The sequence below is a fragment of the Pseudomonas halotolerans genome (assembly GCF_039581215.1).
GTDB lineage: Bacteria > Pseudomonadota > Gammaproteobacteria > Pseudomonadales > Pseudomonadaceae > Aquipseudomonas > Aquipseudomonas tehranensis.
Genome location: NZ_JBCNTJ010000013.1, coordinates 1 through 16147, shown reverse-complemented (window position 1 = coordinate 16147; position 16147 = coordinate 1). Strand labels below are relative to the sequence as shown.

The following is a 16147-nucleotide window of genomic DNA, read 5'->3' as shown; positions in this document are numbered from 1 at the left end:
GGTTTCAATCCCGCAGCGGGCGTCCGGCGCCTTGGGTTCGCTCACGGCCTGCCCCTATAATCGGGCCACTTTGTTTGTGGAGCCCGTTATGCCGAATCTACGCCTCGCCGATCTGACCGCCGAAATCGAAGCCAACGTGCGTCGCGCATTGCTCGAAGACATCGGCAGCGGCGACATCACTGCGCAACTGATCCCTGCCGAACGCCTGGCCAAAGCCACCATCATCACCCGTGAAGCCGCCGTCATCAGTGGCACGGCCTGGGTCGATGCGGTGTTCCGGCAACTGGACCCGCGCGTTGCGGTGCATTGGCAAGTGCGCGACGGCGACCGCGCGAGCGCCGATCAGGCGTTGTTCCACCTCGAAGGCCCGGCCCGCTCGCTGCTGACCGGCGAACGCAGCGCGCTGAACTTTCTGCAAATGCTTTCCGGGGTGGCCACCCGGGCCCGCTACCTGGCCGACTTTGTTGCCGACACCCAGGTCAAGCTGCTGGACACTCGCAAAACCCTCCCCGGGCTGCGTCTGGCCCAGAAGTACGCCGTCACCTGTGGCGGTTGCCATAACCACCGCATCGGCCTCTACGATGCCTTCCTGATCAAGGAAAACCACATCGCCGCCTGCGGCGGCATCGCCCAGGCCATTGCGACCGCCCACAAGATCGCCCCGGGCAAACCGGTGGAAATCGAAGTGGAAAGCCTGGCCGAATTGAAAGAAGCGCTGGCGGCCAATGCCGACATCATCATGCTCGACGAACTGAGCCTGGATGACATGCGCGAAGCTGTGCGTCTGAATGGCGGCAAAGCGAAGCTGGAGGCCAGCGGCGGGATCAACGAAAGCACGTTGCGCCCGATTGCCGAAACCGGGGTGGACTACATCTCGATCGGGGCAATGACCAAGGATGTGAAAGCGGTGGACCTGTCGATGCGGCTCAGCCTCTGAGGAGCAGTGGGGAGCTGCAAGCTGCAAGCTTCAAGCGGTTCGACGCTTGTCTTGCAGCTTGTAGCTGCCCTCAAACTACAAGATTATTCATCTCGCAGTATTCATCCCATTCCACACCCAGCACCTCGGCGGCTTCCTTGTGCAAGGCAAGGCGCTGTTCCTCGAACTCTTCAGGTGTGCTGGTGTACTTGAGCGTCAACTCCCAAGGCTGTAACCCTTGGGCTTCGGCCTCATCCTCAAACGCCCACTGGATCTGGTCTTTCTGATCGTCGGCGGACAAGTCCTTGATCTCTTCGAGCAACTGGGGCGCATCCAGCACGTATTTCTTCAGCGCCTCTTCGTGCCTGGCTTCCTGGGTCAATTCTTTAACGGTCATGGCGTTCTCGCTGATCTTGGGAATGGAAGATGGATCTGGATCATCAAGGATCTCTCTGACGCAAAAAACCGTGTAAAGCCCGGTTCATCTGGCCTTCAGAACCATTCGGGGATCATCTGAAAACTGCTTGGCGATGCTCGTGCAACCACGAATATAGGATGTTTTGCCGATGATTTACACGGCTCTTTACATCTATCCCACAAAAAACAGTTGCGCAAGGTGCGCAGGAAGCTGGGAACATATGTCAAAACATCCACCCATAGCCATGTGCCACATCAGCATTCCACAAGGAACCCAGTGATGCGCAGTTTTTCCAAGCTTCCCTCTACCCGGCTTGCGACCGCCACCTTGCTGCTCGGCAGCCTGACAATGGCCAGCCTTGCTCAAGCCGCTGTCGAAGCCACCTCCGATTTGCCGTTGGCGTCCGACACAATTCCTGCTCTTCGTAACTCATTTGATAAGGACATACTCGTCAAGACCAACATCAGCGTAGGGGCCTTGGAAAACCTGCCAAAAACGGTGAAGGACAACGCCGCCGAACTGGAAAATCAAAAGCGCACCCTCCACGAGCAAGCTCGCCAGATTGAGGAGCTCAAGCGCAACAGTGGGACCCGTTCCAACTCCAGCAGTAAGGAGACTGAGGATCTCAAGCGCACGCTCAAGGACCAGGAAAGCGATCTGAAAAACCTTGCCAGGCAAGTGGAAGAACTCAAGCGCAACAGCGGCTCCAACTCGAACTCGAACAACAGCGAAATTTCGTCCCTGAAACGGGAACTCAGCGATCAGGATCGCGAGATGGATCAGCTCAAACGCACTGTCGATGAACTGAGCAGAAAGGTGAAATAGCGAGGGGAGATGGTGCCCGAGACAGGAATCGAACCTGCGACCTTCGCGTTACGAGTGCGCTGCTCTACCGGCTGAGCTACACGGGCGGTGGGCTAAACCTAGCACTGAGCTTATGGCCAGGCAACCTGCGAAACAGTGATTTCCCGCACACAGCAAAACGCCCCGAACCAGTCGGGGCGTTTGCTTGTTCAGCGGCTCAGCGAGGGGGTGATTAAACGCCCGACGCCTTGGCTGCCGCTACGTCCTTGATGGACAGCTTGATACGGCCGCGGTTGTCCACGTCCAGTACCAGCACTTCCACTTCCTGACCTTCTTTGAGGATGTCGGTCACTTTCTCGACGCGAGCATCGCTCAGCATGGAGATGTGAACCAGACCGTCCTTGCCCGGCAGGATGTTGACGAACGCGCCGAAGTCGACGATGCGCTCTACCTTGCCGACGTAGATCTTGCCGATCTCGGCTTCTGCGGTGATGCCCAGGACGCGCTGGCGTGCTGCTTCTGCCGCTTCCTTGGTTTCGCCGAAGATCTTGATCGAGCCGTCGTCTTCAATGTCGATCGAAGCCTTGGTTTCTTCACAGATCGCACGGATGGTCGCGCCGCCTTTACCGATGACATCACGGATTTTGTCGGTGTCGATTTTCATCGCGATCATGGTCGGAGCGTTTTCCGACAACTCGGTACGCGACTGACCAATGATCTGGTTCATCTGGCCGAGGATGTTCAGGCGCGCTTCCAGGGCTTGGCCCAGGGCGATTTCCATGATCTCTTCGGTGATGCCCTTGATCTTGATGTCCATCTGCAGTGCGGTCACGCCTTTGGCGGTACCGGCCACTTTGAAGTCCATGTCGCCCAGGTGGTCTTCGTCACCGAGGATGTCGGTCAGGACGGCGAACTTCTCGCCTTCTTTCACCAGACCCATGGCGATACCGGCAACCGGAGCCTTCATCGGCACACCAGCGTCCATCAGAGCCAGGGAAGCGCCGCAGACCGAAGCCATGGAGCTCGAACCGTTGGACTCGGTGATTTCCGATACCACGCGAATGGTGTACGGGAACACGTCAGCGGCTGGCAGCATGGCCTGGACCGAACGACGGGCCAGACGGCCGTGACCGATTTCGCGACGACCGGCGCCACCCATGCGACCACACTCGCCCACCGAGAACGGAGGGAAGTTGTAGTGCAGCATGAACGGGTCTTTTTTCTCGCCTTCGAGGGTGTCCAGCAGTTGCGCGTCACGGGCGGTGCCCAGTGTTGCAACGACCAGGGCCTGGGTTTCGCCACGGGTGAACAGCGCCGAACCGTGGGTCTTTGGCAGAACGCCGACTTCAATGTTCAAAGGACGCACGGTGCGAGTGTCGCGACCGTCGATACGTGGCTTGCCGTTGACGATGTTTTCGCGAACGGTGCGGTATTCGATTTCACCGAAAGCGGCTTTGACTTCAGCGGCAGTTGGCTGGCCTTCTTCACCGGACAGCTTGGCAACGACCTGGTCTTTCAGCTCGCCCAGGCGCGCATAACGATCGGCCTTGACGGTGATGGTGTAAGCCTGGGAGATCGCTTCGCCGAACTCGGCACGGATCGCGCCCAGCAGCTCGGTGGCTTCGGCTTGTGGAGCCCAGGTCCAGGTTGGCTTGGCGGCTTCGGCGGCCAGTTCCTTGACGGCGTTGATCACCACCTGGAACTCATCGTGGGCGAACAGTACGGCGCCCAGCATCTGGTCTTCGGTCAGCTCTTTGGCTTCGGACTCAACCATCAGCACAGCTTCGGAAGTACCGGCCACGACCATGTCCAGGCTCGAAGCTTTCAGTTGCTCGTAGGTCGGGTTCAGCAGGTAACCGGTGCTTTCGTGGAACGCAACGCGGGCAGCGCCGATCGGACCATCGAAAGGAATGCCGGAGATCGCCAGCGCAGCCGAAGTACCGATCATCGCAGCGATGTCCGGATCGGTCTTCTTGCTGGTGGAAACGACGGTGCAGACAACCTGCACTTCGTTCATGAAACCTTCAGGGAAAAGCGGACGGATCGGACGGTCGATCAGTCGGGAAGTCAGGGTTTCCTTCTCGGAAGGACGGCCTTCGCGCTTGAAGAAACCGCCAGGGATCTTACCGGCAGCGTAAGTCTTTTCCTGGTAGTGGACAGACAGAGGGAAGAAGCCCTTGCCTGGATCGGCTTGCTTGGCACCGACAACGGTCACCAATACGCTGACGTCGTCGTCAACGGTGACCAGCACTGCGCCGGAGGCCTGACGGGCGATACGGCCAGTCTCGAGGGTAACGGTCGACTGACCGAACTGGAATTTTTTGATTACCGGGTTCACGGTGTCCTACCTTCTTTGTGGCTCTTGGGGAACTTGTCTTCTTGCGAAATTCTTGGGCAGTGCGGGGAATCGGCCCAACGACTGTCCAGATAAAACTTGAGGCTGGGAGCCTGCCGGCTGCCGGCGCAAAACGCAGGCAACAGGCAGACAACCAACCTCATAGCGCAATCGCTGATTAGCGACGCAGACCCAGGCGACCGATCAAGGTGCTGTAACGACTTACGTCCTTACCCTTGAGGTAATCCAGCAGCTTACGACGCTGGTTTACCATGCGGATCAGACCACGACGGGAGTGGTGATCTTTACCGTTGGCCTTGAAGTGACCCTGCAGTTTGTTGATGTTGGCGGTCAGCAGTGCAACTTGCACTTCTGGCGAACCAGTATCACCCACAGCCTGCTGGTAGTCGGTCACGATCTGAGCTTTTTCTTCAACGCTGAGTGCCATGTGGCTTTCCTCTTGTAAGGTACCGTTCCCAAGGAAACCGTACCAACAGGCCAGGGACAAATCCCTGTATCTATAAATGAGTAGTGACCGTGCCTGTTAACAGCCACACTCGCCAACCTGCTGTTACACAGGCTGGTTCCGGTCATTCCGACCGAATCAGTCGACGCGGCGCAATGCGCCCGTCTTCGCTCACTTCACCGATACCGATGAAGCGACCATTGTGATCCTGTACCCGTACCATGCCGAACTTCGGTGCATCCGGGGCACGTACCGGTTGGCCGTTGAGCCAGTAGAACGCGCTGTGCTCGGAGAACTGTAACAGCGGCCAGTCCAGCAGGCCGCTGTCCGATGGCATCAGGAAGCGATCGACCGCTTCGTTGCCGCCTTCGGCATGTACCGCTTCGAGCTCTTCCAGCGTGACCGTCTGGGCCAGCGTGAAAGGCCCGGCCTGGGTCCGTCGCAGTTCGGCCACGTACGCACCACAGCCAAGCTTTTCACCGATATCCTCCACCAGGGTCCGGATATAGGTGCCTTTGCTGCAATCGACGGCCAGCCGCGCAGTATTACCGTCAAAGGCCAGTAATTCCAAGCGCGCAATAGTAACAGAACGCGGTTCACGCTCCACTACTTCGCCTGCACGGGCCAGCTTGTACAATGGCTGGCCATCACGCTTGAGCGCAGAGTACATCGGCGGTATCTGGCTGATTTGGCCGCGAAAACCCGGCAACACAGCCTCGATATCAGCCTGACCAACGGTCACCGGCCGCTCCAGCAGCACCTCTCCTTCGGCATCTGCCGTGGTGGTGGTCTTGCCCAGTTGCGCCAGGGTTTCGTAACCCTTGTCGGAATCGAGCAGGTACTGGGAGAACTTGGTCGCCTCGCCGAAACACAACGGCAGGACGCCGGTGGCCAGCGGATCGAGACTGCCGGTGTGTCCCGCTTTCTCGGCATTGAGCAGCCAGCGAACCTTCTGCAACGCCGCGTTGGAGGTGAACCCCAGCGGCTTGTCGAGCAGGATGATGCCGCTGACGTTACGGCGGATACGTTTGACCTGAGCCACCATTTACTCCTTGGTGTCTTCGGGTTCAGCCGCAACCGGGTGCTGACTGTCTTCAGCCACGGCGCGCTCGATCAGGGCCGACAGATGTGCGCCCCGCACGACGCTTTCGTCGTAGTGGAAGTGCAACTGTGGCACGCTGCGCAACTTCATCTCCCGGGCCAGCTGCATCCGCAGAAAACCGGCAGCCGAGTTGAGCACCTTGATGCTTTGGGCGATTTCTTCGGCGCTGTCCTGCCCCATCACGGTGATGAAAATCTTTGCATGACCGACGTCACGGCTGACTTCCACTGCGGTAATGGTGACCAGGCCGACGCGCGGGTCTTTGACTTCGCGACGGATCAGTTGGGCCAGCTCGCGCTGCATCTGATCGCCTATTCGTTGGGTACGGCTATATTCTTTTGCCATGTCTTGTTACCTGTTACTGCCCCACGGTCAAACCCGTGAGGTCTGAAAGCGGCAAACGCCCGGCCTGACAAAAGCCAGACCGGGCGTTGCGTTTAGAGTCCGCCTGAGAGGCAGCGCATGTTCATGCGGCTGCCCGGTGCGGCTCTTGAAGTACGCGAGTCAGAGGCTGCGAGCAACCTGGACCTTCTCGAAGACTTCGATCTTGTCGCCGACCTTGACGTCGTTGTAGCTCTTGACGCCAATACCGCATTCCATGCCGGCACGGACTTCCGAAGCGTCATCCTTGAAGCGGCGCAGGGATTCCAGCTCGCCTTCGAAGATAACGATGTCTTCGCGCAGTACACGGATTGGACGGTTACGGTGAACAACACCCTCGATCACCATGCAACCGGCGATCGCGCCGAACTTCGGCGAACGGAACACGTCACGCACTTCAGCGGTACCCAGGATGTTCTCGCGAACATCGCTGCCCAGCATACCGGTGAGGGCTTTCTTGACGTCTTCGATGATGTCGTAGATCACGTTGTAGTAACGCATATCCAGGCCTTCCTGCTCGACGATCTTGCGAGCGCCGGCATCGGCACGCACGTTGAAGCCAAACAGTACAGCGTTGGAGGCCAGGGCCAGGTTGGCATCGGATTCGGTGATACCACCGACACCGCCGCCGACCACGCGCACTTGCACTTCGTCGTTACCCAGGCCGTTCAAGGCGCCGTTCAACGCTTCGAGCGATCCACGGACATCGGATTTGAGGACGATGTTGAGCGTCTTCTTCTCTTCCTGGCCCATGTTCTCGAAGATGTTTTCCAGCTTGCCGGCATGAGCACGAGCCAGTTTGACTTCACGGAACTTGCCTTGACGGAACAGCGCCACTTCACGGGCTTTCTTCTCGTCGGCCACAACGCTCATCTCGTCACCAGCGTCCGGTGTACCGTCCAGGCCGAGGATCTCGACCGGGATAGCAGGACCTGCTTCCTTGATGGGCTTGCCGTTCTCGTCGAGCATGGCGCGCACGCGGCCATAGTTCGAACCGACCAGCACCATGTCGCCTTGGCGCAGGGTACCGTCTTGAACCAGAACGGTCGCAACCGGGCCACGGCCCTTGTCGAGACGGGACTCAACAACCACACCGCGGCCAGGAGCCGAAGGTGTAGCGGTCAGTTCCAGAACCTCGGCTTGCAACAGAACGGCTTCGAGCAGTTCGTCAACGCCGGTACCCATCTTCGCGGAGACCGGTACGAATGGAGTGTCGCCACCCCACTCTTCTGAAGTCACGCCGTGAACCGACAGTTCGCTACGGATGCGATCGAGATCGGCGCCCGGCTTGTCGATCTTGTTCACCGCGACCACCAGAGGGACGCCAGCTGCCTTGGCATGCTGAACGGCTTCGATGGTTTGTGGCATCACGCCGTCGTCCGCCGCAACCACCAGGATCACGATGTCGGTCGCTTTGGCACCACGGGCACGCATTGCGGTAAACGCAGCGTGACCCGGGGTATCGAGGAACGTCACCATGCCGCGGTCGGTTTCAACGTGGTAGGCGCCGATATGCTGGGTGATACCACCCGCCTCGCCTGCCGCTACCTTCGCACGACGGATATAGTCGAGCAGGGAGGTCTTACCGTGGTCAACGTGGCCCATTACGGTCACGACCGGAGCACGGGAAACCGCCTCGCCTTCAAACTTCAGGGACTCGGCCAGGGAATCTTCCAGGGCCGTGTCGCTGACCAGGGTCACTTTGTGGCCCAGCTCTTCGGCAACCAGTTGGGCAGTTTCCTGGTCCAGTACCTGGTTGATGGTGGCCGGCGTACCCAGCTTGAACATGAACTTGATGATTTCAGCAGCCTTGACCGACATCTGCTGGGCCAGATCGCCCACAGTGATGGTCTCGCCGATCTTCACTTCACGCACGACAGGGCCGGTAGGGCTCTGGAAACCGTGGGCGTTGCGCTTCTTCAGCTTGGCCTTGCCGCGACCGCCACGACGGAAGCCATCGCTTTCTTCGTCGGTGGTACGTGGCGCAACGCGTGGCGCTGGCGCCTTTTCCTTGACCGAAGCACGATGAGGAGCGTTTTTGCGCTCGCCATCGCCACTGCCCCGACGGTTGTCGTCGGCACGTGGTTTGTCCGGACGACGCTGTTCGTCGCGCTTGCGAGTATCGGCCGCAGGTGCTGGAGCTGCTGCCAGGACCGGCGCGCTTTCACGCACGGGTTCGGCTGCCGGGGCTGGAGCCGCAACGGCTTCGGCCGGAGCGGATTGCGCAGCAGCAGGCTGGCGACGCGCTTCTTCTTCGGCGCGACGCTTGGCTTCTTCTTCAGCCTTCTGACGTGCAGCATTTTCTACTGCGCGACGTTCTTCCAGTTCGCGTTTGCGCTCGGCTTCGATTTCTTCCGGGCTGCGCTGTACGAAGACTTTCTTCTTGCGTACTTCAACGCTGATGCTTTTGCTACCGGCAACACGCAGGGTGCTGGTGGTTTTACGCTGCAGAGTGATCTTGCGCGGTTCTTCCACTTTCGCCTTGTGACTGCTCTTCAAGTGAGTCAGCAGGGACTGCTTCTCACTGTCGGTCACATGTTCCTCGGCGGCGGTGTGCGGCAGACCTGCCTCACGCATCTGCTGCAACAGGCGCTCTACCGGTGTTTTGACCTCATCGGCCAGTTGTTTCACCGTGACTTGCGTCATGCACTTCTCTCCTCAGGCCGCGCCTAATTACTCGAACCAGTGGGCTCGGGCGGCCATGATCAACTTGCCGGCACGATCATCGTCAATGCCGTCGATGTCGAGCAGATCGTCAATAGACTGCTCGGCCAGGTCTTCGCGGGTAATTACGCCGCGCACCGCCAGTTCCATCGCCAAATCCTTGTCCATGCCCTCAAGCGAGAGCAGGTCTTCGGCCGGATGGGCGTCTGCCAGCTTTTCCTCAGTAGCGATGGCTTTGGTCAACAAACGATCCTTGGCCCGAGCGCGAAGCTCGTTGACGATGTCCTCGTCAAAGCCGTCGATGTTGAGCATTTCCTCCACCGGTACGTAGGCAATCTCTTCCAGGCTGGTAAAGCCTTCATCCACCAGCACCTGCGCCAGTTCTTCATCGACTTCAAGCTCTTCGATGAAGTTGCGCAGGATATCGCCGGTTTCAGCTTGCTGCTTAGCCTGGATGTCCGATTCGGTCATCACGTTCAGTGTCCAGCCAGTCAATTGGCTAGCCAGACGCACGTTCTGACCACCGCGACCGATGGCCTGAGCGAGATTGTCTGCGCCAACGGCGATGTCCATTGCATGGGCATCTTCGTCGACGATAATTGCCGCCACTTCAGCAGGCGACATGGCGTTGATCACGAACTGAGCCGGGTTGTCGTCCCACAGGACGATATCCACACGCTCGCCGCCCAACTCGCCGGATACGGCCTGGACACGCGAACCACGCATGCCAATGCAGGCACCTTGCGGGTCGATGCGTTTGTCCTTGGAGCGGACCGCGATCTTGGCACGCGAACCCGGATCACGGGAGGCGGCCATTACTTCGATCAGGCCTTCAGCAATTTCCGGCACTTCGATGCGGAACAACTCGATCAGCATTTCCGGCGCGGTACGCGACAGGATCAGCTGCGGGCCCCGGTTCTCGGTGCGGATTTCCTTGAGCAGCGCACGCAGTCGCACGCCAACCCGGAAAGTTTCGCGAGAAATGATGTCTTCACGGGCCAGCAACGCTTCGGCGTTGTTGCCCAGGTCGACGATCACGTTGTCGCGGGTGACTTTTTTCACGGTGCCGGAGATGATTTCCCCCAGGCGCTCGCGATAAGCATCGACGACTTGCGCACGCTCGGCTTCGCGAACTTTCTGCACGATGACCTGCTTGGCGGTCTGCGCAGCAATACGACCGAACTCGATGGATTCGATCTTTTCTTCGACGACATCACCTACCTTGGCGCCAGGATGCGTTTCTGCAACCTTGCTCGGCCAGGTTTCGATAGCCGGATCGTCCAGGTCGGCTTCTTCGACCACCGTCCAGCGACGGAAGGTCTCATAGGCACCGGTGTGGCGATTGATTTCCACACGCAAATCAACTTCGTCTTCAAACCGCTTCTTGGTAGCAGTGGCCAGAGCCAGCTCCAGCGCTTCAAAAATAACGTTAGCCGGTACGCCCTTTTCATTGGATACCGACTCAACAACCAGCAGTACTTCTTTGCTCATCGTACGCCTCGCCTTTCGCAAGCCATTGGATCCGCGGGATCCGCAGTATCTGGCACGTATCAGTCAAAACTGGGAATAATGTTGGCCTTGTCGATCATATCGATCGGCAACAGGAACTCATGGTCGTCTACCTGCACCACGACATCCTGCTCTTCTACACCGCGCAGAAGGCCTTGAAAGTTGCGTCGCCCCTCGAAAGGCGAGCGCAGCTTGATCTTCACTTGTTCACCGGCAAACGAAGCGAACTGTTCAAGGGTGAACAGAGGGCGCTCCATGCCAGGCGAGGAAACTTCAAGGGTGTATTCGGAAGTGATTGGATCTTCGACATCCAATACACCGCTGATTTGACGGCTGACGATGGCGCAGTCATCCACCAATACGCCGCCTTCCTTATCGATATAAACGCGCAACAGTGAGTGGCGACCTTGAGCCGAAAACTCAATACCCCAGCATTCATAGCCAAGGGCCACGACCACCGGGGCCAACAAGGCCTGCAACTGTTCTAGCTTGCTCGACACCTGAACCCCCTCGTGCATGTTTGTGCATGCTGTGCAAATAAAAAAAAATGGGCGAATAGCCCATCCCTGAAACGCCGTTGAACAGCGGCGTTATAAAGTGTCCAGCTAACAAAAAGCCCCTTGGAAGGGGCCCCTGAAACTGGTTGCGGGAGCCGGATTTGAACCGACGACCTTCGGGTTATGAGCCCGACGAGCTACCAGACTGCTCCATCCCGCGACAAAGCTGGGGCGGAAGTATACGACCGATCCCTTACAGGGTCAATGTAACGCTTCCACCTACAAGAAAGCCCGCAATCGCGGGCTCTCCTGATAATTGGTACCGAGAAGGGGACTCGAACCCCTACACCCTATGGGCACAACCACCTCAAGGTTGCGTGTCTACCAATTCCACCACCTCGGCAATACAGCGTTTGAAACCTTCTTACTTCTGCTCTTGAGCTGGAGGTACGTCAGTCGCCGGATTGGCCGACTGTTGCTCTTGAAGCACCGGTACATCATCAGAAGCCGGTTGTTGCTTTGGCACTTCCAACACTGCCGGGTTTGGCAAACCTACTTGAGTCAGCTCTTGAGCCTTCTCTTTAGCAAAGTAACCTAACCCCAAGCTGGTTATGAAGAAACCGGCGGCGAGTATAGCAGTAAACTTACTAAGAAAGGTAGAGGAACCTTGGCTTCCGAACACAGTATTTGAAGCACCTGCACCGAAAGACGCACCAGCATCCGCACCTTTACCCTGCTGCAGCAATACCAGGGCAACTACGCCCAACGCACCCAGCAGATGAAAAACGACTACGACTGTTTCCAGCATTTTTTCAGTTTCCCGCGGCGCGACAGATCGCACCGAACTCATCTGCATTCAGGGACGCTCCACCAATGAGCCCCCCATCGATATCCGGCATGCCGAACAGTTCGACCGCATTGGCCGCCTTCACGCTGCCGCCGTATAGAAGCCGCACACCTCGTGCCACTTCAGAATTCTCTGCCGCCAACTGCGCGCGGATGGCGGCGTGCACATCCTGCGCCTGTTGCGGCGAAGCAGTCAGCCCGGTACCAATGGCCCAGACCGGCTCGTAAGCAATGACCGCCTTTGTAAAAGCACCGACACCCAGCTCCTCGATGATGCTGCCCAGCTGACGCTCGACAACTTCAAGGGTCTTGCCGGCTTCACGCTGCGCTAGGGTTTCCCCTATGCACAACACCGGAATCAGACCACAGGCCTGGGCCGCAGCAAACTTGCGGATCAAGGTCTTGTCCTGCTCACCCATGATCATGCGGCGCTCGGAATGCCCGACCAAAACCAGCGAACAACCTGCATCCACCAGCTGACTCGGCGCAATTTCACCGGTCAACGCGCCCTGCATGGATTCCACTGCGGAATTCTGCGCACCAACCGCAATCGACTTGCCTTTCAAACCATCAACCACTTGATTGATATACAGGCAAGGCGGGAATACCGCGACGTCAACACCGCTTGACAAGGCCAGATGACGAAGGCCTTTGATCAGCTCAGCGACGCTGGCGCGGGTACCGTGCATCTTCCAGTTACCAGCTACCATAGGGCGACGCATGCTGTACCTCGTCGGTCAAAGTGGGCGCAGATGTTACCCAACCGATTGATGACTGGCAAGCCGAATTCAGGCAGAAACTTCACTAACAAGCTTCGCCAGCTCTTCAGCATAACCGCGGACCTGTGCTTCATCCTCGCCTTCGACCATGACCCGCACCAACGGCTCGGTACCCGACTTGCGCAATAGCACGCGCCCACGCCCGGCCATGGCCTGCGTCACACGCTCGCTGGCCTGCTTGACCGTCGCATGCTCAATAGGATTGGCTCCCCCACCGAAACGTACATTGATCAACACCTGCGGACATTTGCGCAATGCCTGGCGCGACTGCGCGAGCCCCTCGTTGCGGGCCTTGAGTGCCATCAGCACCTGCAGGGCAGCAATAATCGCATCGCCAGTGGTGGTGTGATCAAAACAAACGATGTGCCCGGAGTTCTCGCCCCCGATCACCCAATTGCGCTCCAGCAGCTCCGAGATCACATAGCGATCACCGACGTTGGCCCGCACAAAGGGAATGTCCAGGTCTGCCAGGGCCAGCTCGAGCCCGAGATTGCTCATCAACGTTCCCACCACGCCACCCGGCAACTTGCCGCGCCCGTGCAGATCGCGAGCAATGATGAACAGCAGCTCATCACCATCGACGACAGTGCCGGTGTGATCAACCATCAGAACCCGGTCACCGTCACCATCAAAGGCAATCCCGAGATCAGCCTGCTCGGCCAGTACAGCCGCTTGCAGAGCCTCGGTATGAGTGGAACCGCAGTTGTCGTTGATGTTCAGCCCGTTAGGCTGGGCGGAGAGTACGACAACCTCTGCCCCCAACTCGCGGAATACGCTTGGTGCGACTTTATAAGTTGCGCCATGAGCACAATCGACGACGATTTTCAGACCCGAAAAGCTCGTACCGGTGGGCACGCTGCCTTTGCAGAATTCAATGTAACGACCTGACGCATCGTTGATCCGCGACACTTTACCGATCTTGCTCGACTCAACCACTGTCATCGGCGCGTCCAGCAGCTCTTCGATCATCAGCTCGATATCATCCGGCAGCTTGGTACCCTGGCCGGAGAAGAACTTGATGCCATTATCATCATGCGGGTTGTGCGAAGCACTGATCACGATGCCTGCCTGGGCCTGGAACGTACGCGTCAGATAGGCAATGGCCGGCGTCGGCATCGGGCCGAGCAGCATCACATCGGCACCCGCCGAAGTCAGGCCGGCCTCGAGCGCCGATTCGAACATGTAGCCGGAAATTCGCGTGTCCTTGCCAACCAGTACCTTGCAGGCGCCCATCTTGCGGAATGCCATACCGGCAGCCCAGCCGAGCTTGAGCATGAAATCAGGGGTAATGGGGTATTCGCCGACCCGACCACGAATACCGTCGGTGCCAAAGTATTTCTTGCTCATAAGTGCTCCGTCATTCTTATTCGGCTGAATCCACTGCTGCGATCATCCGCACAACATCCATCGTTTCGGCCACATCATGCACCCGCAATATGCGTGCACCTTTTGTAATGGCCAGGGCCGCCAGCGCAAGACCGCCGTACAGGCGCTCTCCCACGGGACGACCCAGGGCATTGCCTATCATGCTCTTTCGCGAAACCCCGACCAACAGGGGGCGGCCCAGGGCATGCAAGGCTTCCATATGTTTGAACAGGCTCAGGTTGTGAGCCAGCGTCTTGGCAAAACCGAAGCCGGGATCAAGAATGATCCGCTGCGCAGGAATACCTGCGACGGCACATTGATCCAGGCGCTCCACCAGAAACTCTCCGACTTCCCTGGTCACATCATGATAGTGCGGGTCGTTCTGCATGGTTCCGGGCTCGCCCAGCATATGCATCAGGCACACTGGCAACCCCGTAGCCGCTGCGGCATCCAACGCGCCATCGCGCTGCAAGGAACGAACGTCGTTGATCAGGCCCGCGCCAAGTCGCGCAGACTCACGCATGACTGCGGGCGTGGACGTATCCACCGAGATGATGACATCAAGCTCGCGATGGATGCGCTCGACAATCGGCGCCACACGCTCCAGCTCTTCGGTGGGCGAAACTGCCCGCGCGCCTGGCCGGGTTGACTCGCCGCCGACATCGATCAGCGTCGCACCGGCGGCGACCATGGCTTCGGCATGCCGCAACGCAGTGTCAAGCTGACTGAATCGACCGCCGTCGGAAAAGGAATCGGGAGTGACATTGAGAATGCCCATGACATGGACATGGGACAAATCAAGAACCCGGTTGCCGCAAGGCAACCGGGTTGAGGACTGAACAGAAGTCATTTCAAGCCTTAAACGTCAGCAGCCGGACCGCCAATCGGTGTTTCCGGACGCTCGCCCTGTACCGCCGGAGGCGTACCGGACGTGCCGGTGCCGCCGCCCGACCAGTCACGAGGCTCACGTGGCTCGCGACCCGCCATGATGTCGTCGATCTGCTCGGCATCAATGGTTTCATACTTCATCAGGGCATCAGCCATGGCGTCGAGCTTGTCACGGTTGTCCGTGAGGATCTGCTTGGCGGTGCCATAGCACTGATCAATGATGCTGCGCACTTCAGAGTCGATCAGTTTTGCCGTCTCACCGGAGAAGCTTGCGTGCTGGCCACCGCCACCACGACCGAGGAACACTTCCCCCTCCTCTTCGGCGTACATCAGCGGGCCCAGCTTCTCGGACAAGCCCCACTTGGTGACCATGTTCCGGGCGATCTGGCTGGCACGCATGATGTCGTTGGACGCGCCGGTGGTTACACCGTCAAAGCCCAGCGTCATTTCTTCGGCAATACGACCGCCGTAGAGCGAACAGATCTGGCTGATCAACGCACGTTTGGACAGGCTGTAACGATCCTCTTCCGGCAGGAACATGGTCACACCCAAGGCACGACCGCGCGGAATGATCGAGACCTTGTAGACCGGGTCATGCTCAGGCACCACACGACCAACGATCGCGTGACCCGCTTCGTGATACGCCGTGTTCTGCTTTTCTTTCTCGGACATGACCATGGATTTGCGCTCGGCGCCCATCATGATCTTGTCTTTGGCCAGCTCGAACTCTTTCATTTCAACGACACGCTTGCCGGTACGAGCAGCGAACAGCGATGCCTCGTTGACCAGGTTCGCAAGGTCGGCACCGGAAAAACCCGGGGTACCACGAGCGATCACCGCCGGAGCGACGTCGTCACCCATTGGCACCTTGCGCATATGAACCTTGAGGATCTGTTCACGACCACGAATGTCCGGCAGCCCCACCACAACCTGGCGGTCGAAACGACCTGGACGCAACAGTGCAGGATCGAGCACGTCCGGACGGTTGGTGGCGGCAATCACAATGATGCCGTCATTCATTTCGAAACCGTCCATCTCGACCAGCAACTGGTTGAGGGTCTGTTCGCGCTCATCGTGACCACCGCCCATGCCGGCGCCACGATGGCGACCGACAGCGTCGATTTCGTCAATGAAAATGATGCATGGCGCGTGTTTCTTGGCCTGTTCGAACATGTCA

General features: G+C 58.5%; 15 protein-coding genes and 3 tRNA genes. 2 read left to right on the top strand and 16 right to left on the bottom strand.

Going from position 1 to position 16147, the window contains the following annotated elements; genetic code table 11:
- The first annotated feature begins 88 nt into the window (after positions 1–88).
- Positions 89–937 (top strand): carboxylating nicotinate-nucleotide diphosphorylase, encoded by an 849-nt coding sequence (nadC, locus tag AAIS01_RS17555; RefSeq protein WP_343469956.1) that lies wholly within the window; start codon positions 89–91, stop codon positions 935–937.
- Between the two features lie 70 nt (positions 938–1007).
- Here nadC and AAIS01_RS17550 read toward each other — a convergent pair whose 3' ends face one another.
- Complete coding sequence (locus tag AAIS01_RS17550; RefSeq protein ID WP_092394266.1) at positions 1008–1313, bottom strand: DUF6388 family protein; 306 nt, start codon at positions 1311–1313, stop codon at positions 1008–1010.
- Between the two features lie 300 nt (positions 1314–1613).
- Between AAIS01_RS17550 and AAIS01_RS17545 the strand changes: the two genes are divergently transcribed.
- Complete coding sequence (locus AAIS01_RS17545; protein ID WP_343469955.1) at positions 1614–2159, top strand: hypothetical protein; 546 nt, start codon at positions 1614–1616, stop codon at positions 2157–2159.
- A gap of 10 nt (positions 2160–2169) precedes the next feature.
- Here AAIS01_RS17545 and AAIS01_RS17540 read toward each other — a convergent pair.
- From AAIS01_RS17540 to AAIS01_RS17470, 15 genes are all read right to left on the bottom strand, one after another.
- A tRNA-Thr gene (locus tag AAIS01_RS17540) sits at positions 2170–2245 on the bottom strand.
- A gap of 125 nt (positions 2246–2370) precedes the next feature.
- Positions 2371–4476 (bottom strand): polyribonucleotide nucleotidyltransferase, encoded by a 2106-nt coding sequence (gene pnp, locus AAIS01_RS17535; RefSeq protein ID WP_047229052.1) that lies wholly within the window; start codon positions 4474–4476, stop codon positions 2371–2373.
- Positions 4477–4651: 175 nt separating this feature from the next.
- The gene (gene rpsO / locus AAIS01_RS17530; protein WP_024684882.1) at positions 4652–4921 is read right to left on the bottom strand and encodes a 30S ribosomal protein S15; all 270 of its coding nucleotides are present in this window, start codon (positions 4919–4921) and stop codon (positions 4652–4654) included.
- Between the two features lie 142 nt (positions 4922–5063).
- On the bottom strand, positions 5064–5981 hold the full coding sequence (truB, locus tag AAIS01_RS17525; protein ID WP_076383530.1) for a tRNA pseudouridine(55) synthase TruB: 918 nt from the start codon (positions 5979–5981) through the stop codon (positions 5064–5066).
- 3 nt (positions 5982–5984) lie between these two features.
- A complete protein-coding gene (gene rbfA, locus AAIS01_RS17520) occupies positions 5985–6386 on the bottom strand; it encodes a 30S ribosome-binding factor RbfA (protein ID WP_003177871.1) in 402 nt (133 codons plus the stop codon).
- A gap of 159 nt (positions 6387–6545) precedes the next feature.
- Positions 6546–9068, bottom strand: coding sequence for a translation initiation factor IF-2 (gene infB, locus AAIS01_RS17515; protein ID WP_092394272.1), 2523 nt, complete (start codon positions 9066–9068; stop codon positions 6546–6548).
- 27 nt (positions 9069–9095) lie between these two features.
- Positions 9096–10577, bottom strand: a complete 1482-nt coding sequence (nusA, locus tag AAIS01_RS17510; protein ID WP_047229054.1) for a transcription termination factor NusA — start codon at positions 10575–10577, stop codon at positions 9096–9098.
- A gap of 59 nt (positions 10578–10636) precedes the next feature.
- Positions 10637–11095 (bottom strand): ribosome maturation factor RimP, encoded by a 459-nt coding sequence (gene rimP / locus AAIS01_RS17505; protein ID WP_013692254.1) that lies wholly within the window; start codon positions 11093–11095, stop codon positions 10637–10639.
- A 140-nt stretch (positions 11096–11235) separates the two neighbouring features.
- Positions 11236–11312: transfer RNA gene (locus AAIS01_RS17500), tRNA-Met, on the bottom strand.
- Between the two features lie 97 nt (positions 11313–11409).
- A tRNA-Leu gene (locus tag AAIS01_RS17495) sits at positions 11410–11495 on the bottom strand.
- A 21-nt stretch (positions 11496–11516) separates the two neighbouring features.
- Positions 11517–11900 carry a preprotein translocase subunit SecG gene (secG, locus tag AAIS01_RS17490; RefSeq protein WP_047229055.1) on the bottom strand — a complete coding sequence of 128 codons (384 nt, stop codon included), beginning with the start codon at positions 11898–11900 and terminating at the stop codon, positions 11517–11519.
- A gap of 4 nt (positions 11901–11904) precedes the next feature.
- Entirely contained in the window at positions 11905–12660 is a 756-nt protein-coding gene (gene tpiA / locus AAIS01_RS17485; protein WP_343469954.1) for a triose-phosphate isomerase, read from the bottom strand.
- A 66-nt stretch (positions 12661–12726) separates the two neighbouring features.
- On the bottom strand, positions 12727–14064 hold the full coding sequence (gene glmM / locus AAIS01_RS17480; RefSeq protein WP_343469953.1) for a phosphoglucosamine mutase: 1338 nt from the start codon (positions 14062–14064) through the stop codon (positions 12727–12729).
- 16 nt (positions 14065–14080) lie between these two features.
- A complete protein-coding gene (gene folP / locus AAIS01_RS17475) occupies positions 14081–14932 on the bottom strand; it encodes a dihydropteroate synthase (protein WP_343469952.1) in 852 nt (283 codons plus the stop codon).
- 8 nt (positions 14933–14940) lie between these two features.
- Positions 14941–16147: ATP-dependent metallopeptidase FtsH/Yme1/Tma family protein (locus AAIS01_RS17470; RefSeq protein WP_343469951.1), on the bottom strand; the 1207-nt coding region annotated here is incomplete at its 5' end.